General features: G+C 56.6%; 26 protein-coding genes and 1 tRNA gene. 11 read left to right on the top strand and 16 right to left on the bottom strand.

What is annotated here, in order from left to right; translation table 11 throughout:
- Positions 1-23: 23 nt before the first annotated feature.
- Together BLU07_RS09885 and BLU07_RS09880 are read right to left on the bottom strand one after the other, a co-directional pair.
- Positions 24-114, bottom strand: a tRNA-Ser gene (locus BLU07_RS09885).
- 132 nt (positions 115-246) lie between these two features.
- The gene (locus BLU07_RS09880; protein ID WP_197674992.1) at positions 247-1,266 is read right to left on the bottom strand and encodes an ABC transporter ATP-binding protein; all 1,020 of its coding nucleotides are present in this window, start codon (positions 1,264-1,266) and stop codon (positions 247-249) included.
- Positions 1,267-1,565: 299 nt separating this feature from the next.
- Here BLU07_RS09880 and BLU07_RS09875 point away from each other — a divergent pair, with 299 nt between their 5' ends.
- Positions 1,566-2,786, top strand: a complete 1,221-nt coding sequence (locus tag BLU07_RS09875) for a 3-hydroxyacyl-CoA dehydrogenase (protein ID WP_092386482.1) — start codon at positions 1,566-1,568, stop codon at positions 2,784-2,786.
- A 156-nt stretch (positions 2,787-2,942) separates the two neighbouring features.
- Entirely contained in the window at positions 2,943-3,539 is a 597-nt protein-coding gene (wrbA, locus tag BLU07_RS09870) for an NAD(P)H:quinone oxidoreductase (RefSeq protein WP_092386480.1), read from the top strand.
- Positions 3,540-3,613: 74 nt separating this feature from the next.
- Here the strand turns inward: wrbA (BLU07_RS09870) and BLU07_RS09865 are convergent, their stop codons facing one another.
- From BLU07_RS09865 to purM, 3 genes are read right to left on the bottom strand one after another with little or no spacing between them, the layout of a single operon-like run.
- A complete protein-coding gene (locus tag BLU07_RS09865) occupies positions 3,614-4,306 on the bottom strand; it encodes a DUF3108 domain-containing protein (protein WP_092389756.1) in 693 nt (230 codons plus the stop codon).
- A 59-nt stretch (positions 4,307-4,365) separates the two neighbouring features.
- The gene (gene purN / locus BLU07_RS09860) at positions 4,366-5,022 is read right to left on the bottom strand and encodes a phosphoribosylglycinamide formyltransferase (RefSeq protein WP_092386478.1); all 657 of its coding nucleotides are present in this window, start codon (positions 5,020-5,022) and stop codon (positions 4,366-4,368) included.
- The gene (gene purM / locus BLU07_RS09855) at positions 5,019-6,089 is read right to left on the bottom strand and encodes a phosphoribosylformylglycinamidine cyclo-ligase (protein WP_092386476.1); all 1,071 of its coding nucleotides are present in this window, start codon (positions 6,087-6,089) and stop codon (positions 5,019-5,021) included. Before purM ends, purN begins: the two co-directional genes overlap by 4 nt.
- A gap of 170 nt (positions 6,090-6,259) precedes the next feature.
- On the opposite strand from purM, the gene BLU07_RS09850 reads away from it, so the two are divergent.
- Positions 6,260-7,408 (top strand): DUF2066 domain-containing protein, encoded by a 1,149-nt coding sequence (locus tag BLU07_RS09850; RefSeq protein ID WP_092386474.1) that lies wholly within the window; start codon positions 6,260-6,262, stop codon positions 7,406-7,408.
- 7 nt (positions 7,409-7,415) lie between these two features.
- Complete coding sequence (gene hda, locus BLU07_RS09845; RefSeq protein WP_092386472.1) at positions 7,416-8,129, top strand: DnaA regulatory inactivator Hda; 714 nt, start codon at positions 7,416-7,418, stop codon at positions 8,127-8,129.
- A gap of 1 nt (position 8,130) precedes the next feature.
- On the opposite strand, the gene BLU07_RS09840 is transcribed toward hda, so the two are convergent.
- The 3 genes from BLU07_RS09840 to arsC are packed head-to-tail and all read right to left on the bottom strand — an operon-like array spanning position 8,131 to position 9,495.
- Positions 8,131-8,541: a DUF2069 domain-containing protein gene (locus BLU07_RS09840; RefSeq protein ID WP_157719168.1), complete on the bottom strand. Its 411-nt coding sequence runs from the start codon at positions 8,539-8,541 to the stop codon at positions 8,131-8,133.
- Positions 8,531-9,145 carry an NAD(P)H:quinone oxidoreductase gene (gene wrbA, locus BLU07_RS09835; RefSeq protein ID WP_092386470.1) on the bottom strand — a complete coding sequence of 205 codons (615 nt, stop codon included), beginning with the start codon at positions 9,143-9,145 and terminating at the stop codon, positions 8,531-8,533. The genes BLU07_RS09840 and wrbA (BLU07_RS09835) overlap by 11 nt, the downstream gene beginning before the upstream one ends.
- Positions 9,142-9,495 carry an arsenate reductase (glutaredoxin) gene (gene arsC, locus BLU07_RS09830; RefSeq protein WP_092386468.1) on the bottom strand — a complete coding sequence of 118 codons (354 nt, stop codon included), beginning with the start codon at positions 9,493-9,495 and terminating at the stop codon, positions 9,142-9,144. Before arsC ends, wrbA (BLU07_RS09835) begins: the two co-directional genes overlap by 4 nt.
- Positions 9,496-9,588: 93 nt before the next feature.
- Between arsC and BLU07_RS09825 the strand changes: the two genes are divergently transcribed.
- Together BLU07_RS09825 and BLU07_RS09820 are read left to right on the top strand one after the other, a co-directional pair.
- Positions 9,589-10,845, top strand: coding sequence for a YihY family inner membrane protein (locus BLU07_RS09825; RefSeq protein WP_092386466.1), 1,257 nt, complete (start codon positions 9,589-9,591; stop codon positions 10,843-10,845).
- Positions 10,842-11,312, top strand: a complete 471-nt coding sequence (locus tag BLU07_RS09820) for a TlpA family protein disulfide reductase (protein ID WP_092386464.1) — start codon at positions 10,842-10,844, stop codon at positions 11,310-11,312. The genes BLU07_RS09825 and BLU07_RS09820 overlap by 4 nt, the downstream gene beginning before the upstream one ends.
- A 20-nt stretch (positions 11,313-11,332) precedes the next feature.
- On the opposite strand, the gene BLU07_RS09815 is transcribed toward BLU07_RS09820, so the two are convergent.
- The 3 genes from BLU07_RS09815 to BLU07_RS09805 all read right to left on the bottom strand — a co-directional run bounded on the left by BLU07_RS09815 (position 11,333) and on the right by BLU07_RS09805 (position 15,061).
- Positions 11,333-11,944 (bottom strand): lytic transglycosylase domain-containing protein, encoded by a 612-nt coding sequence (locus tag BLU07_RS09815; protein WP_092386462.1) that lies wholly within the window; start codon positions 11,942-11,944, stop codon positions 11,333-11,335.
- Between the two features lie 10 nt (positions 11,945-11,954).
- Positions 11,955-13,688: a proline--tRNA ligase gene (locus BLU07_RS09810; RefSeq protein ID WP_092386460.1), complete on the bottom strand. Its 1,734-nt coding sequence runs from the start codon at positions 13,686-13,688 to the stop codon at positions 11,955-11,957.
- A gap of 134 nt (positions 13,689-13,822) precedes the next feature.
- Positions 13,823-15,061 (bottom strand): OprD family porin, encoded by a 1,239-nt coding sequence (locus BLU07_RS09805; protein WP_092386458.1) that lies wholly within the window; start codon positions 15,059-15,061, stop codon positions 13,823-13,825.
- Positions 15,062-15,355: 294 nt separating this feature from the next.
- On the opposite strand from BLU07_RS09805, the gene BLU07_RS09795 reads away from it, so the two are divergent.
- Both BLU07_RS09795 and BLU07_RS09790 read left to right on the top strand, forming a co-directional pair.
- Entirely contained in the window at positions 15,356-15,787 is a 432-nt protein-coding gene (locus tag BLU07_RS09795; protein ID WP_197675117.1) for an HIT domain-containing protein, read from the top strand.
- Entirely contained in the window at positions 15,777-15,992 is a 216-nt protein-coding gene (locus BLU07_RS09790) for a SlyX family protein (RefSeq protein WP_197674991.1), read from the top strand. Before BLU07_RS09795 ends, BLU07_RS09790 begins: the two co-directional genes overlap by 11 nt.
- A 60-nt stretch (positions 15,993-16,052) precedes the next feature.
- On the opposite strand, the gene BLU07_RS17975 is transcribed toward BLU07_RS09790, so the two are convergent.
- The 5 genes from BLU07_RS17975 to BLU07_RS09760 form a co-directional block, all read right to left on the bottom strand.
- Positions 16,053-16,694 (bottom strand): cold-shock protein, encoded by a 642-nt coding sequence (locus BLU07_RS17975; RefSeq protein ID WP_269434153.1) that lies wholly within the window; start codon positions 16,692-16,694, stop codon positions 16,053-16,055.
- Between the two features lie 131 nt (positions 16,695-16,825).
- Positions 16,826-17,296: a Dps family protein gene (locus BLU07_RS09780; protein ID WP_092386452.1), complete on the bottom strand. Its 471-nt coding sequence runs from the start codon at positions 17,294-17,296 to the stop codon at positions 16,826-16,828.
- A gap of 230 nt (positions 17,297-17,526) precedes the next feature.
- Positions 17,527-18,042 carry a hypothetical protein gene (locus BLU07_RS09775; RefSeq protein WP_092386450.1) on the bottom strand — a complete coding sequence of 172 codons (516 nt, stop codon included), beginning with the start codon at positions 18,040-18,042 and terminating at the stop codon, positions 17,527-17,529.
- 45 nt (positions 18,043-18,087) lie between these two features.
- Complete coding sequence (locus tag BLU07_RS09770; RefSeq protein ID WP_092386448.1) at positions 18,088-18,603, bottom strand: hypothetical protein; 516 nt, start codon at positions 18,601-18,603, stop codon at positions 18,088-18,090.
- 382 nt (positions 18,604-18,985) lie between these two features.
- Entirely contained in the window at positions 18,986-20,002 is a 1,017-nt protein-coding gene (locus tag BLU07_RS09760) for an IS30 family transposase (protein ID WP_092386444.1), read from the bottom strand.
- Positions 20,003-20,566: 564 nt separating this feature from the next.
- Between BLU07_RS09760 and aspS the strand changes: the two genes are divergently transcribed.
- The 3 genes from aspS (at position 20,567) to ruvC (ending at position 23,955) form a co-directional block, all read left to right on the top strand.
- Complete coding sequence (gene aspS / locus BLU07_RS09755; RefSeq protein ID WP_092386442.1) at positions 20,567-22,342, top strand: aspartate--tRNA ligase; 1,776 nt, start codon at positions 20,567-20,569, stop codon at positions 22,340-22,342.
- 167 nt (positions 22,343-22,509) lie between these two features.
- Entirely contained in the window at positions 22,510-23,256 is a 747-nt protein-coding gene (locus BLU07_RS09750; RefSeq protein WP_092386440.1) for a YebC/PmpR family DNA-binding transcriptional regulator, read from the top strand.
- A gap of 171 nt (positions 23,257-23,427) precedes the next feature.
- Entirely contained in the window at positions 23,428-23,955 is a 528-nt protein-coding gene (gene ruvC / locus BLU07_RS09745; RefSeq protein WP_092386438.1) for a crossover junction endodeoxyribonuclease RuvC, read from the top strand.
- Positions 23,956-23,968 lie beyond the last annotated feature (13 nt).

Here is a 23,968-nt window from a genome sequence, read left to right as displayed (position 1 = left end):
AAGCTGGGGCTTTTTCATTTGTCTGGCGGAGAGAGAGGGATTCGAACCCTCGATACGCTATTAACGTATACACACTTTCCAGGCGTGCGCCTTCAGCCACTCGGCCACCTCTCCGCATGCCTTGACGTCTCCGGGAGAGCAATCAAGGCGCGCTAATGTAACGGATCAGTCCATTTAAGGCAAATGATTTTCCTTGATTTTCAGTACCATGCCCCAGACTGCAAGGGTGCCTGGGCATGGCGGCAATCAGTTGCCAGGTGGTGGATCTCCAGCGGTTACCGCCGGCTCAGGCGCTGGCTGGGTTGCGGTACCTGTGGCCTTGCCCAGTGACTCTCCGGCCTTGTCCTTGAGCTTGCGGAACTTGGCGGACATTCCATCCAGCTTGGCATCCCATTCCGGGTTGGGTTCCTGGCCTTCAATGGCCTTGAAGTAGGCTTGCATCAGGCAGGTAATTGCAAAGGGTTCAAGAACGCCAGCCTTGATGCTCCATGCCAGCAGGAACGCAAATACGACGCCTGCAGCGGACCAGCCGCCGGGCATCAGGTAGGCAATCAGGGCTGCCGGCGCGAGCATGACCAGAAAGACCAGAAAATAGAGCAGATAGATCATGAGGGTGATCCATGCGGCATTTTTCAGCATGGATTTGTAATTCTGGCCATAAAGAACCAGGGCTTCACGGGAAGAGGCCCAGGCATTGGTGGAGCGAGTCTTGATGCAATAGGCGAGAATCACTTCGTCGATAAAGCCGACCGCTACCTTGAGAAAGGCTTGCAGTATGCGCAACAGGTTTTGCCCGCCAGGGATTGGCAACATACGGAAAACTGACCGGGTCAAACCTACAATGGCTCTGAGTACCCCCTTGATCAACTGATCGACTGCAAACAGAACACTGGCCTGGGCAAAGCGTTCCTTGACCACGGTACTGGCATAGTTTATTTGCCCCTTGCCAGCGGGTAACTCTTTTCCTTCCATTAGCTCGACCAGGACGGCCAGATGGCCGGCTTTGACGACATAGAGCAGGTACTCGCGCAGCCAATACATGACGGCGCCGACAATACCAAAGCCGATTAAGCCACCCCAGAAAGTGCTGCCGGCACGAAAGCCTTCACTGCCCAGGCTGCCGATCCCATAGCCGACACCGGCACCGACACCGGTCATTACCATGTAAGCGAGGGCGGCGCCCAGGTATATGCCAAGACGAAACAGAATGAATGGCATGGTTTTAAACATCAGGCCGAGAGCACGGCCAGGCTCGAAGTCCCACATAACAAGTCCTTTGGTTGTTGGCTTTCAAAACAGGCGACTGACGCTGGCAGATCACCCCTTTACCCAGGGGGGTTTTCCTGCCACAAGGCAAACCATAGCGCGAAATTGTTGAAAAAGCTGCCATGTGAGCGACAAGAGGTTGTTTTGGCGGGGTTGCCAGCAAACGTTGGGGGCGTGATGCTTTGACCGGTTGGTCATTATAGGTTGCGTGAATACCTTTTATTAGTGGTAAGGGTTACAAAACTCCGCCGCTTTTGCGTAACCTATCCGGTTTTCACCCTAGTCAGGAGACAGGCAAGATGGCGTCATTTGAAGAAATCAAAAAGGTTGCGGTAATCGGTGCCGGTACCATGGGGCGAGGCATCGTGATGAACTTCATCAATGTGGGTTATCCGGTCACCTGGCTGGACGTTAATGCCGAGATGCTGGAAAAAGGTGTCGAGGAAATTGGCAAGGTATACAAGCGGTCCGTTGCTCAGGAGCGTTTTGATCAGGCCGAGGCTGATGCCCGTGTCGCGCGCATCACCACTACCCAGGACTATGCCGATCTGGCGGACATGGATCTGGTGATCGAGGCCGTGTATGAAAACATGGACCTGAAAAAGAAAATCTTTGCCGAGCTGGAAATTGCGGTAAAACCCAGCGGTATTCTGGCCTCCAATACCTCTTATCTGAATATCGACGAAATCGCTTCCGCAACCAAGCGGCCGTCACAAGTGCTGGGGCTGCATTTCTTCAGCCCGGCCCACATCATGAAATTGCTGGAAGTGGTGCGTGGCAAGGATACGGCTCAGGATGTGCTGGATGCCTGCCTTGCGATCGGCAAGACGATCAAGAAGGAAGCCGTGCTGGCGGGCAATTGCCATGGTTTCATTGGCAACCGCATGCTTGAGAAGTATTCCCGCCAGTCCCGTGAGGTCGTGCTGGAAGGCGCCACGCCCTGGCAAGTGGATCAGGCTCTGCAGGGGTTCGGCATGGCTATGGGCCCCTATCGCATGTACGACGTGGTAGGTATCGATCTGGGTTGGCGCTCGCGTCAACTGGCCGGTGTTGGTCGTGGTGAGCCGATTGTCTGGCTGGACAACAAATTGTGTGAAATGGAGCGTTTCGGGCAGAAATCCGGGCACGGTTTTTACAAGTACGAGCCAGGCAGCCGGCAGGCTATCCATGACCCGGAAACGGATATGCTGGCGCGTGAAGTGGCTGAAGAGGCCGGCTACACTCAGCGCGATATCGGTGATGAAGAAATTGTTCGTCGCTGCATTCTGGCGCTGGTCAACGAAGGCGCGCGGATTCTGGATGAAGGTTATGCCGAAAGCGCTGAAGACATTGATCGTGTGTACCTGTATGGCTATGGCTTTCCGGCCGACAAGGGTGGCCCGATGAAATATGCTGATAGCCTGGGTCTGGATGAGGTGCTCAAGCAAATCCGCCAACTGGAAGCGGAGCAGGGTGAGTTCTGGAAACCTGCTGCCGGGCTGGTTCGCCGTGCGGAGGCGGGTGAAAGCTTTAGAGCCTGAGCCGCCTGACAAGATAATCAAGCGCCGTATAGCGGTGCTTGATTATCTACTTATTCGATTTTTATGTCTGGAATATTGATTCGATTGATCTGATTATCAATGCAATCATGGGGCCGTTCTCAAATATGACTGGCACTGGCCAGTAAGGAGTCTCCCATGGCTAAAGTATTGGTGTTGTATCATTCGATGTATGGTCACGTTGAAACCCTGGCTCAAGCCGTTGCCGAGGGTGCAGGTTCCGTCGCCGGGGTTGAAGTGACCCTCAAGCGTGTTCCGGAAACCATGGACACCGAGGCCTTCAAAGCGGCTGGTGGTAAAACCGAACAAGCGGCTGACATTGCCAGTCCGCAAGAACTGGTTGATTACGACGCGATACTGTTCGGTGTTCCTACCCGTTTTGGCAATATGTGCGGGCAAATGCGTACTTTCCTTGATCAGACCGGCGGCCTGTGGGCCAAAGGCGCGCTGTTCGGCAAGCTGGCCAGTGTGTTTGCTTCGACCGGTACCGGCGGTGGCCAGGAAATGACCATTACCTCCACCTGGACCACACTGGCCCACCACGGCATGGTGATTGTTCCGATTGGTTATGGCACTCCCGAGCTATTCGATATCAGCCAGGTCAGCGGTGGCACGCCCTATGGCGCTACAACGCTGGCGGGTGGTGATGGTTCGCGCCAGCCAGACCAGCGCGAGCTGGCAATTGCCCGCTTTCAGGGCAAGCACGTTGCGACACTGGCGACCCGATTGAGCTGATTGTTTCGTTGGACAATATAAAACGGCAGCCAATGGCTGCCGTTTTATTGTCTCGGGGTTGACCCGATCAGGACTTACTGTCCCCGTACTTCTTCGCCATCGATGGTGGCTTCCTTGAGCATGATCTGATAGCGCTGGCCATCGGACTCTGTCTGGCTCAGGCGAACCAACAGGTAGTCCCAGTCCTTGGCAAACCAGAGGGTGGTCTGACGGCTGGCATCCGGATCACGTACCCGAACGACTTCCACTGCAGCAAATTCACCCACAGCGGTCTCGACCTGTTTGCTGCCGACCACTTCGAATTCGTACTCATCAATACTGCGGCCATCGACCACGCGATAATGCAGCTCTTCCTTGCCTGCTTGCAGGTCACGGCGCAGCGCCATCTGGTAGCTGGCTTTGTCCAGCAGACCATCCTCGGTTGCCAGGTCCACTGGGTCATCACGATGCGTGCCTGTTACTTTGCCGGCGTCCCAGTCAAAGGTCTGACGCGTTTCCCGGTTACGGCCCAGGCCACTGCGTTCGTAGTGATAGCTCAAAGGTTTGAGCTGTCCGTTGTCGAGTTGCAACTGACTGGTTTCCGTCAGGCGGGCGACAAACATGCCGGCGTAGAAAGTCAGAGTCCAGCTGCCATCGGCATTCTGTTCCAGCTGCTGGGTGGCTTCGCCATTCACCGGCACGCGTCGCATATCAGCGGTGTAGCTGGCATCGAAGGGCTTCAGCGGTACAGCGTTGATCAGCTCATCCGCCTGGGCGGGCTGGATCAGGCTGGCACCAAGCCAAAGGCTGGCGGTCAGAGCAGGCAGAGTCGGGCGTAATGACACAATCAGGCCTCGTTGAGTTGCAGGTGGTCTTCCATTCTGAGTCCATCGGGACCAATCAGTTCCTCGTCCAGTCGGGCACCCTCTGCGTCAAACCGCAAGCGACCCTGGGCAAACCAGTTCACAGCCAGCGGGTAGAGTTGGTGCTCGACCAGTTGTACGCGTGCCGCCAGCGTCTCGGGATTGTCATTTGTCAGCACACTAACGCGGCCCTGAACTACCAGCGGGCCGCCATCCAGCTCCTGGGTCACAAAGTGAATGGTGGCGCCGTGCTCGACATCGCCAGCTTCCAGAGCGCGCTGGTGCGTGTGCAGGCCTTTGTACCTGGGCAGCAGGGACGGGTGAATATTCAGCATGCGGCCACGGTAATGACTGACCAGTTCCGGCGTCAGAATACGCATAAAACCGGCCAGGACCACCAGGTCGGGCTGATAGGCATCAATCCGCGCCATGAGTGCCTGATCAAAGGCTTCTCGGCTGGTGTAGTCCTGATGGTCCAGGCATTCGTTGGCAATGCCGGCAGCGGCTGCGCGCTGCAATCCATACGCTTGCGGTCGGTTGGCGATCACGCCGACAATGTCAGCCGGCGTGTCGAGCTGGTCGATCAGTGCCTGCAGGTTGCTGCCGGAACCGGAAATCAGGACGACAATGCGGCAGCTCACGACGTCAGCGGCCCCTGGCTCAAGGTTACGGCTTCGCTGCCCTGGGCTGCGGTAATCTGACCGATCACCCAGGGTTGTTCACCCGCCTGCTGCAACACCTGCAGGGCCGTGCTGGCCTGGTCAGCGGCGACGCAGATAACCATGCCTACGCCACAGTTGAGTACCCGATGCATTTCGGTTTCGTCCACGTTGCCCTGCTCTTGCAGCCAGTTGAATACGGCCGGGCGTTGCCAGCTGCTCAGGTCAATGTGGGCACCACTGCCTTCGGGCAGGACGCGCGGGATATTTTCCAGCAGGCCACCACCGGTGATATGCGCCATGGCCTTGACCGCTCCGGTTTCACGAATCAGTTGCAGCAGGGCTTTGACGTAAATCCGCGTGGGCGCCATCAACAGGTCGGTCAGCGGCTGACCATCCAGCTCGATCCCGGTGATGTCGACGCCGGCAACTTCAATGATCTTGCGGATCAGTGAGTAGCCATTGGAGTGCGGGCCCGAGGAGGGCAGAGCGATCAACGTATCGCCAACGGCAACCCGGCTGCCGTCAATGATTTCGCTTTTTTCCACGACACCGACGCAGAAACCGGCCAGATCATAGTCTTCGCCTTCATACATGCCGGGCATTTCAGCGGTTTCCCCGCCGACCAGGGCGCAACCGGCGAGCTCGCAACCGGCACCAATACCGGTGACTACGTCGGTAGCAATGTCGACGTTCAGCTTGCCGGTTGCGTAGTAATCAAGAAACAGCAGCGGCTCGGCCCCGCAGACAATCAGGTCATTGACGCACATGGCAACCAGGTCAATACCGATACGGTCATGCTGATTCAGGTCCATTGCCAGGCGGAGTTTGGTGCCGACACCATCGGTGCCTGATACCAGGACCGGCTGCTTGTAGCCGGCAGGGATTTCGCACAGGGCGCCAAAGCCACCCAGCCCGCCCAGCACTTCCGGCCGTGCCGTGCGCTTGGCAACGTGCTTGATACGGTCAACCAGGGCGTTGCCGGCGTCGATATCGACCCCTGCATCCTTGTAACTGATCGAGGGCTTGGACGAGGTCTGGTCTGTCATGCGGGATTCTCTGAGCATAGGGGCTGGACAAGGCGCATAGTGTAGCAATTCACACCGGGCAGAACCATGCTGACAAGCGTATTGGTTGCCGCCATGCGATGGCTTGTTTAATGTATGTGTTCGATCTGCACCAGCCGGTGTGGATGTCATTGCCAAGCGGATAGCGCCCGATGTACAAGCACCTGTTGCAACCCTTGCTCGCTCTGTTGTTTTCCCTGTTTATCCTGGTTCCTTCCTTGTCGGCGGCGGTATTGGAAGATTTGTACCAGGTCGAGGTGCAGGGTGACGCGGATACCAGCCGTGAACAACTCCAGTTGGAGGCCGCCGAGATCATGCTGACGCGCCTTGCCGGACCTGAGCTGGATTTGTCCGCAGAACCGATTCAGCGTGCCCTGCAGGATCCCCGTCAGCTGATGCGCCGGGTCGGTTCACGCAGCGAGTCTGGTCGTATGCTGGTCGAATTTGAACCGGCTCTGCTGCGCGATTTGCTGGCGGAAACCGCGCTGCCATTGCTCGGACGCAACCGCCCCGGCGTTTTGCTCTGGGGGGTAGTCAATGGGTCGCTGGGAGATGAAATGCTGGCACCCGGCAGTGAATGGGCTGATGCCTTGCGCAAGGCTGCCAGCCATCGTGGCGTGGCATTGTTGCTGCCGTTGGGTGATCTGCAGGATCAGGTGGCTTTGAGTGAAGCGGATATTCGCAGTGGCAACGCCGAGGTGTTGCGTGCGGCCAGTGAGCGCTATGCCGCTGAAGGGCTGGTGGCTTTGAGTGTGGATGCCGCTGAGGATGACTGGCAGGTTGCCTGGCACTTATGGCTGGATGGCAACCACAATCAGCAGCGTCAGGCTGCTGCCAACCAGGCGGAGCAGGCCGACAGGTTGATGTTGGCGATTGCCAATCAGGTGCACGCCGGCTACGCCGTAGTACCCGTGAAACGTGAAACCGGAGGCGAACAGGAGTGGCGCCTGGTCGTGCGCGGCGTCGAAGGTTTGCAAACCTACGCCAGCCTGCAACGCAGCCTCGCCCAGTTGGGCGCTCAGGGCAGTCTGCAACTGTTGGGTATTAGCGATGACACTTTGACCCTGGCGCTGACGTTTGCTGGCGAGCGTGAACAACTGTTGCGGCTGCTGGCGCTGGATCAGCGTCTTTATCCGGTTGCGGCCCCGCAGCAGGAAGCCGGGCAGGAAATTGACCGGCGCTTGCCCGCAGATGGAGAATTGCCAACCCCTGGCGCCTTGGCCGCGCAACGCCAGGCATTGGCCGAGGCCACTGCGGCAGCTCGCCAGCGTGAGCGCACCCTTTATTTTGACTGGCGTTGAGGTACGGATGACGGCAGGTCAACCCTTGCAGCTGCCACTGGGTATCAAGCTGCGTGACGATGCCACGCTGGTGAATTTCTATCCCGGGCCGAACCTGGCCTGCGTTGAGGCCGTGGCACGATTGGCTGATCCGGCCCGGCAGCTGGATGAATCGGTCATGTTGCTCTGGGGTGCGCAGGCCAGTGGGCGTTCGCATTTGCTGCAGGCGGCTTGCCATCAACTGGCTGAACGGGACGGCCTGGCCATGTATTTCCCTCTGGCCGAACTGCAGCAGCATGGCCCGTCGCTGCTGGAAGGAACCGAAAGCCTGGATTTACTCTGCCTCGACCAGTTGGATGCGGTAGTCGGGGACAGCGCCTGGGAAGAAGCACTGTTTCATCTCTATAACCGGGTGCGGGAGCAGGGAGGCCGTTTATTGCTGGCGGCCGATGCTCCGCCGCGTCAGCTAGGCCTGCAGTTACCCGATTTGTCGTCGCGTCTGAGTTGGGGGTTGGTCTATCAGTTGCAGCCATTGAGTGATGCTGACAAGCAGGCAGCGTTGATCATGCGTGCTGAGCGCCGCGGGCTGCAACTGTCCGAGGACGCAGTGCGTTACCTGTTCAGCCGGGCCGGGCGCAGCATGAGTGAGCTGTTTGACCTGCTGGAGCAGCTTGATCAGGCGTCACTGCAAGCACAACGACGCCTGACGGTGCCCTTTATCAAGCAGGTGATGGGGTGGTGACTCAGTATTTGTCCCCGGCTTGTACGCGTTTGGCCTGAAAGCTCCAGCGCACATACACCACGCTGGCGCAAAAGCACAGGCTGCTGAAAAACACGACCAGGGCACCATAGAGCCCATTGCCCGGCTGGAAGCAAAGCAGTACCCCGTAGATGAAATACAGATTGATGGCAAAGCACAACCAGGCGTGCACGCGGGGGTTGCCGGTGATGATGCCGGGCAGAAAAATCAACAGCGGGAACAGCAATACACCAATGATTACATTCGGATTGGCGCCGTGCAGGTTGGCAAAGAGTGCATTGTAGATAGCCAAAGTGATTGCCAGGCCGTAGTAGCCCAGGGCAGCCAGCAGGCGAGCACCACGGGCGCGGGGTAGCAGGTAGTCCAGACTGGGCAGGGGTTTGTTACGACGCATGCAAGGCTCCGGCCTGTAGTTGACGGGTGGTCGCTGCCAGGCGCTGGCCAAGGGCACGGCAGAGGTGATGTTCATCATCATCGAGCTTGCGTTTGCCATCACTGCCGGCATGGTGGCTGGCGCCATAGGGCGTGCCGCCACCTCGGGTCCGGGTCAAGGCGGCTTCGCTGTAAGGCAGGCCAAGCAACAGCATGCCGTGGTGCAGCAAGGGCAGTTGCATGGAAAGCAGGGTGCTTTCCTGTCCGCCATGCAGGCTGGCGGTAGAGGTGAACACAGCGGCGGGTTTGCCAATCAGGCTGCCGGACAGCCACAGGCTACTGGTGCCATCAATAAAATACTTCAGTGGCGCTGCCATATTGCCGAAGCGCGTCGGGCTGCCCAGCGCCAGACCGGCGCACTGGCGCAAGTCATCTTCGGTGCAATAAATGGCACCTTCTGGCGGAACCGACGGTTGCAATTCACGGGTTTGCGGACCGACGTCAGGAACGGTGCGCAGGCGTGCTTCCATGCCAGCCTGTTCGATGCCATCAGCGATTGCGCGGGCCATTTCGGCAGTGGCGCCATGACGGCTGTAATAAAGCACCAGAATATAGCCTGCCTTCATGCAAACAGCTCCAGCAGTTTTTCCGGCGGTCGGGCAACGACTGCCTGGCCGTCCCTGATCACGATTGGACGTTCAATCAGTTTGGGGTAATCGGCCATCGCCTGCACCAGGTCGGCCTCGGTCAGTTCGGGATTGTCCAGCTTGAGCTCTTTGTAGAGACTTTCCTTGGTGCGCATCAGCTCACGTGCGGTCAAGCCCAGGGTCAACAGCAGCTCGCTCAGCGTGGCGTGATCGGGTGGTGTGTCCAGGTAGTGAATAATCTCTGGATCAACCCCTTGTTCTTCCAGCAAGGCCAAGGCCTGACGGGATTTTGAGCAGCGTGGATTGTGGTAGATCTGTACGCTAGACATGGCTAACCTCCGTTGCAAAGTAGCGCCGGTTTCCATCACGCCGGCATGAAGGCTATTCTAAGCGCTAAATGGGCGCGCTGTCAGGGAGCTTGAATGCCACGTCAAATCAATCTGTTACTGTATTTCGCCAAACACATGGTGCGCCGCTTTGGCGAAGACAATTGTGCCAAGAATGCTGCAGCCCTGACGTATACAACCTTGTTTGCCGTGGTCCCGGTGATGACTGTGACCTACGCCATGTTGGCGGCCATACCGGCTTTCAATCAGGTCAGTGGTCAAGTAGAAGACTTTATTTTCAGCAATTTTGTACCCTCCACCGGGGCGACCGTGCAGGAATATCTGGGAGAGTTCTCCCAGCAGGCACGTCAGTTGACCGGTGTCGGTATTGCCCTGTTGATTGTTACGGCATTTCTCATGCTGGTGAACATCGAGAAGGCCTTCAATGCTATCTGGCGTATTCGCCAGCCACGGCGCGGGGTCTCCAGCTTTCTGTTGTACTGGGCGGTGCTCAGTCTCGGCCCTTTGCTGATTGGTGCGGGGTTTGTTGTCAGCACCTATGTCGCTTCGCTGACTTTTCTCAGTGGCGATGATGTTTTCAGTACGGCCTGGGGCTGGTTGCTCAACTGGGTACCGATTCTGCTCAGTGTCGCCGCTTTTACCCTGATTTTTGTTGCCGTGCCTAATACCCGGGTGCCGCTGCGGCATGGCTTGGCGGGAGGTATGCTGGTCGCGCTTTTGTTCGAGGGGGCCAAGGCGCTGTTTGCCCTGTACGTTGCGCTGTTTCCGGGGTATCAGGTCATTTATGGCGCTTTCGCCGCTTTTCCGCTATTCCTGCTGTGGATCTACATCAGTTGGGTGATCGTGCTCTTTGGTGCTGAACTGGTCAGCAACCTGGGTAATCTGAGTGCCTGGGAGGAAATCGAGCAACCCGAGCTGCTGCACATGCTGAACCTGTTGCGTGTTTTCTTGTTGGCTCATCAGCGCGGAGAGACGGTTGATCTGGCGCGGGTCAATGCTGCGGGTTGGCCAATGCAGGAAGAGGTCTGGTTGCGTTTGATCGATGAGCTTGAGTTGCAGAACATCATTGCCCGGGCGCAGCAGGGAGGTTATGTGCTGTGCCGTGATCTTGACCAGATGGATATGGCGGAGCTGCTGGAAAACCTGCCGGAAACCATTCCACCCTTGAACCGGCTGCCTTCCTGTATGCCCTATGCCGATAACTGGTACAGGAATTTTCATGCGGCGCTGGAGCAATTGGCCGAACAACGACACACCATCATGGCAGGCAGCGTCAAACATTGGTTGTTGCGTAGTGATGAAGATCAGTGTCATCAAGAGGAGTTGCTATGAAGGTCTGGTCCTGTCGCTGGTTGTTGATGACCGGGCTGTTGGCCCTGACCGCCTGTGGCGAGGGTGAACGCCTCTGGCTGGATCAGCGGGGAGAGCCAATCTCGCAGAGTGATCTGTCCGGGCGCTATCAGGTAGTCAACTACTGGGCCGAGTGGTGTGCCCCTTGCCGGGATGAGTTACCGGAGTTGAATGCCCTGGCTGACAGTTACCCGCAGCTGGCGGTGATTGGCATCCATTTTGATCGCGCAGAAGGTGAAGCGCTGCTAGCGTTGAGCGAACGCATGGGCATTGAGTTCAGTGTCCTTGGACACGACTACGCTGATGAATTCGGGCTGGTTTTGCCTCGGGTACTGCCTACGACCTATCTGCTGGACCCGGAAGGCCGGGTGCTGGCGAGCCTGGAAGGTCCGCAGGACAAGGCCCAGCTGCTGGCCGCGCTGGCTGAGCAGGGTGCCGAGCTGGAGTAGTCAGGTAGTCGGTATCAGTGTCAGTCGTTGACGTACCAGAAGCGATACCAGTAATCGGTAACCCGATCCGGGTATCGCGGGCTGCCCAGACTGCCGTTGTAACGGGCCAGGGCACGGCGCAGGTTGCCTTTTTCCTTGTCCAGGTAGAAGCGCAGGATGGTGCAGCCATAGCGCAGGTTGGTAGCCAGATCCATCAGGTTGTCATCCGGTCGGCCAATCTCGTTCTTCCAGAATGGCATGACCTGCATGACGCCCTGGGCGCCAACGCTGGACAGGGCAAAGCGGTCGAACAGGCTCTCGGCGTGGATGACTGCAATGACCATATCCGGTTTGAGTTCAGCGCGCCGGGCCTCGCGGTGGACCATGCGCAAAAAATCCAGGCGCTCGGCTTCGTCGGGAATAAAGCGACGCATGCGCGTGGACATGTCCAGCAACCAGACTTCTGCCTCGAAACGGTCGCTGAAGCTGTCGGCGCTATTGACGGCCTCCGTCAGGAGAGCGCGCAGTTGCGGATCGACGGTTTCAGTTGCAGTGCCGCTTGCGCTCTGCGCCGACAAGGGGGCGCAGAGGCAGAGCAGCGTGCCGGCGAGCAGCCAGCGGGGCAAGGCAAGCCGGGTCCATGGCCGCTTCATCAGTTGCGCCTCAGAGGCCCTTTATCTGCTTGATCAGGAAGTCCAATACGTCGGCGCTGGGGATGTTGCGCGGTTCACTGTCGCGCCGGTACTTGTATTCAAGCTCTCCGGCATCCAGGCCGCGATCGCCAATCACGACGCGGTGCGGGATGCCGATAAGATCCATATCGGCAAACTTCACACCGGGGCTGACTTTCTTGTCGCGGTCATCCAGCAGCACATCAATGCCGGCGTTCTGCAGGCCCTGGTACAAGGCGTCAGTGGCTTCTCGAACGGCGTCGGAACTTTCCATCTTCAGTGGCACCAGAGCGACCTGGAAGGGCGCCAGATCATCCGGCCACAGGATGCCGCGGGCATCATGGTTCTGTTCGATGGCGGCAGCCACTACACGGGATACACCAATGCCATAGCAGCCCATGGTCAGCGTAGCTGCCTTGCCGTTCTCATTCAGTACGGTGCAGTTCATGGCCTGGCTGTATTTCTGCCCCAGCTGGAAAATGTGCCCGACTTCAATGCCGCGCTTGATCAGCAAGCGACCTTTCCCATCCGGGCTGCGGTCACCTTCGACCACATTGCGCAAGTCGGCGATCTCGTCAAAGTGCGCGTCACGTTCCCAGTTGACGCCGGTATAGTGCTGGCCATCGACGTTGGCACCGCAAACAAAGTCGGCCAGATGGGCGGCGCTGTGATCGGCAATTACTCGAACTGGTAGTTTGATCGGGCCGATCGAGCCTGGTTTGCAGCCGATGACCTGTTCTATCCGGCTCTCACTGGCCATGGTCAGCGGCGCATGAATTGCCGGGTGATTCTCTGCCTTGATCTCGTTCAGTTCGTGATCGCCACGCAGTACCAGCGCAATCAACGGCTGGGTTTCACCCTCTTCGGCGTGGCCCAGTACGATCAGGGTTTTCACGCTCTGTTCGGGATGCGTGCCCAGCAGCTCGCTGACTGCGGCGATAGTGGTCGTATCGGGGGTATCGACTTGTGCCAGTTCTGTTGACGGCTGTGGGCGTTCGCCCTGAGGCGGCAGCGCAGTTGCTTTTTCCATGTTGGCGGCATAGTCACCCGTGTCCGAGAAAACAACGGCGTCTTCACCGGAATCAGCCAGCACATGGAACTCATGCGAGCCTTCACCACCGATAGAGCCGTTGTCGGCGACGACCGGACGGTAATCCAGACCCAGGCGTTCGAACACATTGCAGTAGGCCTGGTACATGCGGTCATAGGTCTGCTGCAGTGAAGGCTGATCAAGGTGGAAGGAGTAGGCATCCTTCATGACGAATTCACGGGCGCGCATCAGACCGAAGCGGGGGCGAATCTCGTCGCGGAATTTGGTCTGAATCTGGTACAGATTGAGCGGCAATTGCTTGTAGCTGCTGATTTCATTGCGGGCCAGCTCGGTAATCACTTCTTCGTGGGTCGGGCCGACACAGAATTCACGATCATGCCGGTCTTTCAGGCGCAGCAGCTCAGGCCCGTACTGTTCCCAGCGTCCGGATTCCTGCCACAGTTCAGCCGGTTGAATGGCGGGCATCAGTACTTCCAGCGCACCACTGGCATTCATTTCTTCGCGCACTACCTGCTCCACCTTGCGCAATACGCGCAGCCCCATGGGCAGCCAGGTATACAGGCCGGAAGCGATCTTGCGGATCATGCCGGCTCGCAGCATCAGCTGGTGACTGATGACGCTGGCATCAGCGGGCGTTTCTTTCAGAGTGGAGAGTAAATACTGGCTGGTACGCATGGGCGACAGATTTCCTGCGACTGAGTGAACAATGGCGCTTATTGTAGGGGGCTGGCTGGCAGCCGACAATCTTTCTGCAGGCAAGAAAAAGCCCGGCGCATGGCCGGGCTTGTTCAGTTCCTGCCTGTTGCTGCTTAGAGCAGGTTCCAGGAGTAGGAAACGATGACACGGTTTTCATCCACGTCGCCGCCGTCAAGGTTGGTATCCTGACGAACAGTAGCGTTACGCCACAGCAGGTTCAGGCCTTCCAGGGCGCCATTTTGTACGGTGTAGGAGATGTTGGTGTCACGCTCCCAGCGGGTGTCTCGACCGACGATATCGATGTTTTCACCGCGAATGTAACGGGTCATGAAGGTCAGGCCGGGGATGCCAATACCAGCGAAGTCATAGTCATAACGCAGCTGGTAGGAGCGCTCGTCCTTGGCGTTGAAGTCCAGATACTGAACCGAGTTGGCCAGGAAAACGGCACCATCGTCGTAGGCGTAACCAGTATCACCGTCCATGCGCTGGTGTGCCCAGGTAAGGGCGTGGTGACCGGCACCCAGGGTCAACGCCAGAGAGGTGGCATCGTTGTCGTAGTTCGAGGCGGGGCCGCTCTCATCAGAGGTTTGATAATGCGCCAGATCGGTAGTCAGGCTAAGATCGCCAGACAGCTCAAGCGTATGGGTTACACCGACAAAGTGGCGCTCCCAGGCATCATCAATTTCCGACGTGTAGAGGCTGGCACTCAGATTGTCATTGAAGGCATAGGTGCCGCCGACGTAATACAGGTCGTCGGAATCCTCGAAGGTGGATACTGAATCCAGTTCGCCGGAATCACCCATTGGGCCGCGCTTGTCCATGCGACCGGCTTCAAGGAAGAGGCCGTCGACGGAGCTGTTGGTGACGCTGTAGCCGGAATAATGATTGGGCAGCAGGCGAGCGTCGTCATAGGCGACAACCGGGTTGGTCGGGAAATGCACGCCGTAGCGGAATTCGGTGTCTTCAGCAATGCGCAACTTCAGTGCACCGCGGATCTCGGCGTATTCGCTTTCTGCGCGGCCAGTGCTGTCCAGTTCCAGCAGGCCAGTGCCTGCACGACTGCGGCTACTGTCCAGCTTGATACCGGCCATGGCGACTACATCAGCGCCGAAGCCTACTGCGCCCTGGGTATAACCGGATTTGAAGTCGAGAACGAAGCCTTGAGCCGCTTCTTCTCGCTTGCCGGCGGAGCCGGAACTGCGAAAATCACGGTTGAAGTACATGGTGCGGGATTTCAAGTCGGCCGAAGCGCCTTCGACAAAACCTTCACCGGCAGTAGCCTGTGCTGCGATCAAGCTGTTGCCCATGGCAACGGCGAGAGCGACTGAACTCCATTTGATGGCGTTTTTCATTGTGTGCTCCTTCAGTTAAAAAAGTACGGATTCACGGAACCGATTTTGTTTTTTATTGTCATCGCCGAGATTAAAGCACTTAAACTGTGCTTTTGAAAGTTATCTGCTGCAAAAGCGGGCATAGTTGTCATTTTTGTGACAAGGCACAACCGCCAGTTGTACGCAAAAAAATGCACCAGAGCGCCGAGAGTCCATACGTCCGGCATTCTTGCCTGATATATTGCACGCCTTGCCGAGACAGGGCGGCCAATTGTCTTGTTCATCCCTGGAGGAAACATGCCCCCCACCAGCTCTATTTTCAGCCTGGATCCGCAGTTACGCAATGATGCTAATGTGCTAGGTAGCTTTCCACTATGTAACTTGTTGTTAATAAACGATGCGCAGTATCCATGGTTTGTCCTGGTGCCGCGTCGGGCAAATATTACAGAAATTGTCCAACTGTCGCCAAAGGACCGGATTCAGCTGCTTGAGGAGTCCTGTCAGCTGCAGGAATGTCTGCTGTCGGCCTTTCAGCCGGACAAGCTCAACGTGGCTGCGCTGGGCAATATGGTGAGTCAGCTGCATCTGCATCATATTGCCCGCTTCAGGAAGGATGCCGCCTGGCCGGCACCAGTATGGGGCAAGCACCCGGCAATGCCTTACACGGACGCGCAGTTGGCTGCCCGCCTGGAAGCGCTGCGGCCCTATTTACCGGACAGTTTTGCCTGGGGAGAGGATGATGATTGATCTGGAGCAGCGGCTGGCTACGCTGGAGACTCGGCTGGCGTTTCAGGATGACACTATTGATGCTCTGAACACCGAAGTGGCGCAGTTACAGGAAAGGTTGCTGCGCATGCAGCGTGCCCTGGAGCTGGTGGCGCGCCGACAGACGGACCTGGCGGCAAACTTGCCGGCAGATGCCAGCGAGGAGCCACCCCCACCGCACTATTGAATGCACATGTCGTTTACGGGGATTGCTTGTCAATGGGCGGCTTGAAGCCGCCCACTGGCCTCAGGAGAGAATGTCGACGTCTTCCGCTTGCAGGCCTTTCTCACGCTCTTCAACCGTAAAGCTGACTGATTGTCCTTCAATCAAAACGCGATGGCCTTCACCGCGAATGGCGCGGAAATGAACAAATACATCGCCACCCTGGTCACGGGAAATAAAGCCGAAGCCCTTGCTGGCATTGAACCACTTCACCTGTCCTTGCTCACGTCCCGAGTCGGCTGCTGGAGTGGTTTTGCCGGGGCGGCTACTTTTGCGCTTGCGCGAGCCTTTGCTGGTGGCAGGTTTTTTCGTGCGCCGAGGCCATTGCTGACGCAATGTGCTGACACTGAGCGCGCACACAGCGGCAACACTTAAGCCAATGGCAAAAGGCAGTAGCTCATCGATGGCCGGGTTAAGAAGCAGGGCTGCCAGCGGAACCAGGCTGCTGATCAGCAGCACCAGCCCGGACAGCTGGCTGGTCAGATTGGCCTGGTTGGTATTATTGAATTGTTGCAGGTTGAGCAGGCCGATAAAAATAGCCATGGTGGCGCTGACGGCGGAAAAGTCGACCGGGCCGCTCTGATTGAACAGCGGCCAGGCCATGATCAAGCCGACAAGAAGGCTGACCAGGCCAAAAGCAAGGTGGAGATAACGAAGACTATTCAAGCGGTTGTTCCTTTCAGGCAATGTGTTTGTCATGGCCCCGGTCTAACCATGCGTGACGCCGGGGCAGGGCACTCTAACCTGAAAGAACGCGATGACCAAGTGGCCGGCTCACGGTGGAGCCGGTGCGGGACTTACTCCTCCAGCAGGCTGCGCAGCATCCAGGCGGTTTTCTCATGTACTTGCAGGCGCTGGGTCAGCAGGTCAGCGGTAGGCTCGTCGCTAGCCTTGTCGCAGACCGGGAAAGCCTTGCGAGCAGTGCGAGCGCAAGCTTCATGAGCTTCTACCAGCAGGCGGACCATTGCGGTGGCTTCGGGTACGCCTTCTTCTTCCTTGATCGAGCTGAGTTCAACAAACTGCTTGTAGGTTCCGGGGGCCGGGAACCCCAGAGTGCGAATACGCTCGGCAATATCATCCACTGCTACAGCCAGTTCGGTGTAATGGGTTTCGAACATCAGGTGCAGGGTCTGAAACATCGGGCCTTTGACGTTCCAGTGGAAGTTGTGGGTTTTCAGGTACAGCGTGTAAGTGTCTGCCAGCAGGTGTGACAGGCCCTGAGCAATCTGGGCGCGATCATTTTCCTGGATACCGATATCAATTTTCATGACAACATCCTGATTTCATGGAAGAGTTATAAAGCCTGAAACAATGGTCAGACAGCCGGCTACGGGCAGCATTCAGACCCCCAGAGCAAGGGGGGCAAGCGAAAATGGCTGCCCCTTGCCAGCAATTGACGCATAGCTGAGGTTATCAGATTGAAGTCGGCTTGGCTTCTCACATATACCTGTTACAGCGTTGCCTAGAGGCTCCCCGGGTTTATTGGGGTAGCGTTTCCTTACGCGTCGGACATTTCATTGCGGCCTGATTCTCTGTTTTCATCAAGAATGCAGTTGATTTCATCCAGAAAGGACTGGAGCGCCTTTAATTCGAAGCGCGTTTTCAGTTCTTTGGTTCCGTCACTGCAAATAAGCCTTATGGTGTTCCTAGCGTACGGCCAATTCCATGTTTTAAAAACGCTGGGGGCATGAAACTCAATGCGATGTATTTTTGAAAGCTCATGCTCTGACTTGACGTCAAGGTTGAGCGATAGCTTGCCATGCTCCAGACTCGCGATCTGAACCGTTTTGTTGAGCGCGCTGGAGAGCCAATTGCTTAAGTGGGCAAATGGATACATGATAAAATAAATCGCGACATGAACGATAATTATTTTTAGCCCAACCCCCAGCTCGATGTCACTTTGCAGGAATGAACTCCCCAGCAGAATTACAGTTGGTATCAAAAGAAATTTGACCCACCGATAAAGTATGCTTTTTTCCAAAGCGTTGGCGGCAGTTGAAATATACAGAACCATTTAGTGACTCCGGACTCGGCGGACAAAATCTTGGGTAGCATTTCCTTAAGCGTCGGACATTTCATTGCGGCCTGACTCTCTTTTTTCATCAAGAATGCAGTTGATTTCATCCAGAAAAGACTGGAGTGCCGTTAATCTGTAACGCGTTTTTAGCTCTTTGGTACCGTCAATGCAAATAAGCCTTATGATATTCTTGGTAGGCGGCCAGGCCCATATTCTGAAAGAGCTGGGCATGTGGAACTCAATGCGTTGTATGGTTGAAATATCATGCTCTGAATTGACGTCAAATTTGAGTGATAGCTTGCCATGCTTCAGGCTGGCAAGCTGAACCTTCTTATTGCGTGCGCTGGAGAGCCAATCACTTAAGTGGATTTGCGTATAAATAACAATAAAGAAGACGACATGAATGATAATTATTTTTAGTCCAAAGCCCAGCTCAATATCACTTTGCATGAATGAGTGTCCAAGCGGAATTCCAATCAGTAACGTAAAAAATTTTATCCAGCGATAAAGTATGCTTTTTTCCAAAGCGTTGGCGGCGGTTGAAGTATACAGTATCATTCAGTGACTCCGGGCCCGTCGGACAAGTTCTTGCTGGGTTGCCGTTCTGTCTGCCTCGTGGGCGTAAATGAAGCCCCATATCAACACCATTAGAATGGCATTGCCTCGAGGTTTGTTAGCGATATTATTCAGCGAGGATACCGTAAAGCCAAAGCCAGATAAGCCCAAAACCATGCTTACTTTTTCTGCGAGCTCTAGATCTGCTTCAAGCTCTGCCGTTGTTTTTGCCCAAAGACCCCATGAGGGGTTAATCATGGGATCGGTGATTTTTGCAACTGCGTACGAGATGGCTGGACGCCCTTGCAAATGCTGATGGATGAGTCGTAAAACCTGGCTTCGTTCATGGCGGGGTAAGGGCGGTCTCAGGATCCAAGTGCAACACTCAGTTAATGGATTCAAGATTATTGCTCGCCGACAGCTGAAGGTACTCAACAAGCACTTCAACCGGAAATTTCCAGCCTAACGTCTGGCGTGGTCGAGTATTCAGCAAGTTGGCAATCTCATCAAGGCGCTCCTGACTGACCGTGGACAAGTCTGTTCCTTTTGGCAGGTACTGGCGTAGCAGGCCGTTGGTGTTTTCGTTGCTACCGCGCTGCCATGGGCTGTGTGGATCGGCAAAATAGATCTTCATGCCCGTCTGGGCGGTAATGTCCTGATAACGTGCCATCTCACTGCCCTGGTCGTGCGTCATGGTTTTGAGCAGTGAAGGTGCGAGTCGAGTCATTTCGCGCGTTATCGCCTGTGACGCACATTCAGCCGTTGGGGCGTCCAGCTTGGCCAAAACAACAAAGCGGCTGGTACGCTCAACCATCGTTGCTACGGCCGAGCGGTTACCGGCTCCCATAATCAGGTCGCTTTCCCAGTGCCCCGGAATCAGGCGATCCTCAACCTCTGGAGGTCGCAAATGGATGCTCAGTTCAGAGGGATAGCGCTCACGCCGTTCTGCGTTGACTGTGCGGCGGCGACGCTTGCCGTGACCTTGGCGCAAGTAGCTGATCAGTTGCCGCTTGAGTTCGCCGCGGGGATGCGCGTAGATGGCAAGGTAGATACTTTCGTGACTCACATGAAACTCGGGGCTGTCCGGCCATTGATGTTTCAGTCTGGACGCGATTTGTTGGGGAGACCAGCCCCGTTTGAGCATTTTGCGTACAACCAGGAAAAACTCGCTGTCTGGTAGCAAGCGACTTTGGCGCCGGGGTATGCTTCGCCGCTCACGCGCCAAGGCGCAAGCATGAATGACATCGTAATGCTTTCCGGTGCTATTACGTTTGAGTTCCCGACTGAGGCTGCTGGCGTTTCGGCCCAGGTGGTGGCTGATAGAACGCAGGCTCAACCCTTTGTTTCGCATCAGCATCAAGGCGACCCGTTCATCAGTAGTTAAATGCGTGTAGGTTTTCATGGCAACACTCTATCTCATGTGTTGCACTTGGACCTTGAGACCGCCAAGTGATGGTACAGAACAATTCCGGTAAGGATCTCCACTGCAATGTCATCGGGGATGGCAGGCAGGCCTTCATAAGTACCAAAAGTGTTGCGTGGTAAGCCAATTAGTTGACTTAGATACTCGATCTGGCCAGATACAGTGCCCGGCAATGTATAGGGTAGGTTGGGAGGCATGAAAATTTCCTTTAATCCTTTAAAGTGGTGCAATCCGTTGCGCAAAATATTTTACTCTTTCTGATAACCGATATCAAAGCGATAATCCGCACTATTGAAGCGGAAGAGCAAATTCTTTAACACCAGCATCCCTGACATCGTTTTTGGCTGAAAAGAACCGTCGGTGCGTTCAGGTATACGGCGCAATGCATTGGCAGTAAATGACGGTGATCAGCTGTAAGCCATATTGCCTTTACCCCTCGCAGGCAGGTGGCTGTTTCGGGTATATTATGCGGCTTTCGGATCATGCCGCCGCTCCACAACCAGTCAGGGCAGGCACACACCAGCAAACAGGATAGACCTCATCATGATGCGTACCCATTATTGTGGCCAGCTCAACCCGAGTCTGGCGGACCAGGAAATCACTCTCTGCGGCTGGGTTCATCGCCGTCGTGACCACGGTGGGGTGATCTTTCTTGATATTCGTGATCGCGAAGGTCTGGCCCAGGTTGTTTTTGACCCTGACCGCGAAGAGACGTTCAACAAGGCTGATCGGGTACGCAGCGAATTTGTCGTCAAGGTGACCGGCAAGGTGCGTCCGCGCCCCGAGGGTGCCGTGAACCCGAACATGGCATCGGGGGCCATTGAAGTCCTGGGTTACGAACTGGAAGTGCTGAGCCAGGCCGAAACGCCGCCTTTCCCGCTGGATGAGTACTCTGACGTCGGCGAAGAAACCCGCCTGCGCTACCGCTTCATCGACCTGCGTCGGCCGGAAATGGCCGCCAAGCTCAAGCTGCGTTCAAAGATTACCAGCAGCGTGCGCCGCTTCCTCGATGACAACGACTTCCTCGATGTGGAAACCCCGATTCTGACCCGCGCCACGCCAGAAGGGGCGCGTGACTATCTCGTGCCCAGCCGTACGCATCCCGGTACCTTCTTTGCCTTGCCGCAATCGCCACAGCTGTTCAAGCAGTTGTTGATGATCTCGGGCTTTGATCGTTACTACCAGATCGCCAAGTGTTTCCGTGACGAAGATCTGCGGGCGGATCGCCAGCCGGAATTCACCCAGATCGATATCGAAACCAGCTTTATGGACGAGCAGGACATCATGGGCCTGACCGAAGGCATGATTCGCCAGCTGTTCAAGGAAGTGCTGGATGTCGAGTTGGGTGACTTCCCGCGTATGCCTTTCTCCGAAGCCATGCAGCGTTATGGCTCGGACAAGCCGGATTTGCGTATTCCGCTGGAGCTGGTGGATGTTGAAGACCAGCTGGCCGATGTCGAATTCAAGGTATTCAGTGGCCCGGCCAAGGATCCCAAAGGTCGCGTGGCTGCCCTGCGGGTTCCCGGTGGAGCCAGCATGCCGCGCAAGCAGATCGACGACTACACCAAATACGTCGGCATCTATGGGGCCAAGGGCCTGGCCTATATCAAGGTCAATGAGCGTGCCAAGGGTGTTGAGGGGCTGCAGTCACCGATCGTCAAGTTCATCCCGGAAGACAACCTGCAGGTTATTCTCGATCGTGTTGGCGCGGAAGATGGCGACATTATTTTCTTCGGTGCCGACAAGGCGCGTATCGTCAGCGAAGCCCTGGGCGCGCTGCGCATCAAGCTGGGCCACGATCTGGAGCTGTTGACCTGCGAATGGGCACCGCTCTGGGTTGTCGACTTCCCGATGTTCGAGGAAGATGACGAAGGCCGTCTCTCAGCGCTGCACCACCCCTTTACTGCGCCACAGTGCAGCCCGGAAGACCTCAAGTCTAATCCTGCGACTGCATTGTCCCGAGCCTACGACATGGTGCTCAACGGCACCGAACTGGGTGGCGGTTCCATCCGTATCCATCGCCGCGACATGCAGCAGGCGGTGTTCGAGATTCTCGGCATTGGCGCTGAGGAGCAGCAGGAGAAATTCGGCTTCCTGCTCGACGCGCTGAAGTACGGTGCGCCGCCGCATGGTGGTCTGGCCTTTGGCCTGGATCGCCTGGTGATGCTGATTACCGGCGCCAGCTCGATCCGCGAAGTCATCGCCTTCCCGAAAACCCAGAGCGCTGCCTGTGTCATGACCCAGGCACCGGGTACCGTCGATGCCAAGGCGTTGCGTGAGCTGAATATCCGGTTGCGCGAACAACCTAAAGTCGAGTGAGAGCCTGCTGCGCTTGGCCATGCAGCGTTGGAAAGAGGTTCGAAATGCTCATTTGCAATTGCAAACTGCGCTTTCTCACCTCTTTCCGCCTTGCCTGACCTGCGCTGGCGACGGCTCTCATCTCGACTTGAACAGGTTTGTAAGTAATTAAGAAAACGGAGTGAAATATGGCCGGTCATTCCAAATGGGCCAATATCAAGCACCGCAAGGCGGCTCAAGACGCCAAACGCGGCAAGATCTTTACCAAGCTGATTCGCGAGCTCACCATCGCGGCCAAGCTGGGTGGGCCAGAGCCTGCTGATAACCCGCGTTTGCGCTCGGCCGTGGACAAGGCGCTGGGCTCGAATATGACCCGCGATACCATTGATCGCGCCATCGCCCGCGGTGCCGGCAATAACGAGGCTGACAACGTCGAGGAGCTGACCTATGAAGGTTATGGCTCTGGCGGCGTGGCCGTGCTGGTTGAAGTGATGACCGATAACCGCAACCGTACGGTCAGCGAAGTGCGCCACGCGTTCAACAAGTGCGGCGGCAATCTGGGCACCGACGGCTCGGTCGCCTATTTGTTCAATCGTCGTGGGCAGTTGAGCTTCCCTGCCGGGGTTGATGAGGAACAGGTGCTGGAGGTCGCGCTGGAAGCGGGTGCCGAGGATGTGGTCACCAACGATGATGACAGCATCGACGTCTACACCGCCTTCGAGACCTTCGGCGCCGTCAAGGATGCGCTGGATGCCGCCGGGCTGACTGCCGAGCATGCGGAAGTCTCCATGCTGGCGGACATTCAGGTACCGGTAGATCTGGATACTGCGGAGAAGCTGATCCGTCTGGTAGATATGCTGGAAGATCTGGACGATGTGCAAAACGTCTATACCAATGCGGATTTCTCGGATGAGATTATTGATCAGCTCGGTTGAGCTGATACGCACGGGTTGATAGATACAGGGAGGCATTGGCCTCCCTTTTTGTTATCTGGTGGCCTGATCGACCTTGCGGACTTGTGGCGGGAGCATGCCTGGGGGATGATTCCCTGCAGGTGGTCAGTGGTCGGACTTTCACTTTTTGCGGGGCAGGATGCAAATTACCCTATGGCTGTGATTCTTGGTGTTGATCCGGGTTCGCGCATTACCGGTTTCGGGGTAGTGCGGGTGACGTCCGGGCGCTCGGAATATGTCACGTCGGGATGTATTCGTCTGGGTGACGGCGCCTTTCCTCAGCGCTTGAAGGTGATTTTCGAGCAGCTCTCAGTCTTGATTCTGGAGCATCAGCCGACCTTGATGAGTATTGAGCAGGTGTTTATGGCGCGCAATGCGGATTCGGCGTTGAAGCTGGGCCAGGCACGTGGGGCGGCGATTGTGGCGGGGGTGAGTGCCGGGCTGGAGGTACATGAGTATTCGGCACGGCAGGTGAAGCAGGCGGTGGTCGGTACCGGTGCGGCGACCAAGGAGCAGGTGCAGCATATGGTGCAGCATTTGTTGGGGTTGTCAGGGCGCCCGCAGGCGGATGCGGCGGATGCGCTGGCCGTGGCTTTGTGTCATGCCCATGCGGAAGGAGTGCATCGGCAGTTGGGTGCGGCGGCGCTCGGGTTAAGGTCGGGGCGGGTGCGGCGACGTTAAGCTAATTGCTGCT

This window comes from Halopseudomonas salegens (assembly GCF_900105655.1).
GTDB classification, from domain to species: Bacteria; Pseudomonadota; Gammaproteobacteria; order Pseudomonadales; family Pseudomonadaceae; genus Halopseudomonas; species Halopseudomonas salegens.
Note: the sequence above shows the minus strand (reverse complement) of the source record. Positions and strands in the feature narration are given on the sequence as shown.

Excerpts from the sequence above, each read along its gene's own strand:
- hda (WP_092386472.1), top strand. The coding sequence starts at position 7,416 with ATGACGGCAGGTCAACCCTTGCAGCTGCCACTGGGTATCAAGCTGCGT.
- wrbA (WP_092386470.1), bottom strand. The coding sequence starts at position 9,145 with ATGAAGGCAGGCTATATTCTGGTGCTTTATTACAGCCGTCATGGCGCC.
- BLU07_RS09810 (WP_092386460.1), bottom strand. The coding sequence starts at position 13,688 with ATGCGTACCAGCCAGTATTTACTCTCCACTCTGAAAGAAACGCCCGCT.
- wrbA (WP_092386480.1), top strand. The coding sequence starts at position 2,943 with ATGGCTAAAGTATTGGTGTTGTATCATTCGATGTATGGTCACGTTGAA.
- arsC (WP_092386468.1), bottom strand. The coding sequence starts at position 9,495 with ATGTCTAGCGTACAGATCTACCACAATCCACGCTGCTCAAAATCCCGT.
- BLU07_RS09840 (WP_157719168.1), bottom strand. The coding sequence starts at position 8,541 with ATGCGTCGTAACAAACCCCTGCCCAGTCTGGACTACCTGCTACCCCGC.
- BLU07_RS09760 (WP_092386444.1), bottom strand. The coding sequence starts at position 20,002 with ATGAAAACCTACACGCATTTAACTACTGATGAACGGGTCGCCTTGATG.
- BLU07_RS09805 (WP_092386458.1), bottom strand. The coding sequence starts at position 15,061 with ATGAAAAACGCCATCAAATGGAGTTCAGTCGCTCTCGCCGTTGCCATG.
- purM (WP_092386476.1), bottom strand. The coding sequence starts at position 6,089 with ATGACAGACCAGACCTCGTCCAAGCCCTCGATCAGTTACAAGGATGCA.
- BLU07_RS09875 (WP_092386482.1), top strand. The coding sequence starts at position 1,566 with ATGGCGTCATTTGAAGAAATCAAAAAGGTTGCGGTAATCGGTGCCGGT.
- BLU07_RS09790 (WP_197674991.1), top strand. The coding sequence starts at position 15,777 with ATGATGATTGATCTGGAGCAGCGGCTGGCTACGCTGGAGACTCGGCTG.
- BLU07_RS09815 (WP_092386462.1), bottom strand. The coding sequence starts at position 11,944 with ATGAAGCGGCCATGGACCCGGCTTGCCTTGCCCCGCTGGCTGCTCGCC.
- BLU07_RS09820 (WP_092386464.1), top strand. The coding sequence starts at position 10,842 with ATGAAGGTCTGGTCCTGTCGCTGGTTGTTGATGACCGGGCTGTTGGCC.
- BLU07_RS09850 (WP_092386474.1), top strand. The coding sequence starts at position 6,260 with ATGTACAAGCACCTGTTGCAACCCTTGCTCGCTCTGTTGTTTTCCCTG.
- BLU07_RS09780 (WP_092386452.1), bottom strand. The coding sequence starts at position 17,296 with ATGAAAATTGATATCGGTATCCAGGAAAATGATCGCGCCCAGATTGCT.
- BLU07_RS09770 (WP_092386448.1), bottom strand. The coding sequence starts at position 18,603 with ATGATACTGTATACTTCAACCGCCGCCAACGCTTTGGAAAAAAGCATA.
- BLU07_RS09750 (WP_092386440.1), top strand. The coding sequence starts at position 22,510 with ATGGCCGGTCATTCCAAATGGGCCAATATCAAGCACCGCAAGGCGGCT.
- BLU07_RS09825 (WP_092386466.1), top strand. The coding sequence starts at position 9,589 with ATGCCACGTCAAATCAATCTGTTACTGTATTTCGCCAAACACATGGTG.
- BLU07_RS09880 (WP_197674992.1), bottom strand. The coding sequence starts at position 1,266 with ATGTGGGACTTCGAGCCTGGCCGTGCTCTCGGCCTGATGTTTAAAACC.
- BLU07_RS09775 (WP_092386450.1), bottom strand. The coding sequence starts at position 18,042 with ATGGTTCTGTATATTTCAACTGCCGCCAACGCTTTGGAAAAAAGCATA.
- ruvC (WP_092386438.1), top strand. The coding sequence starts at position 23,428 with ATGGCTGTGATTCTTGGTGTTGATCCGGGTTCGCGCATTACCGGTTTC.
- aspS (WP_092386442.1), top strand. The coding sequence starts at position 20,567 with ATGATGCGTACCCATTATTGTGGCCAGCTCAACCCGAGTCTGGCGGAC.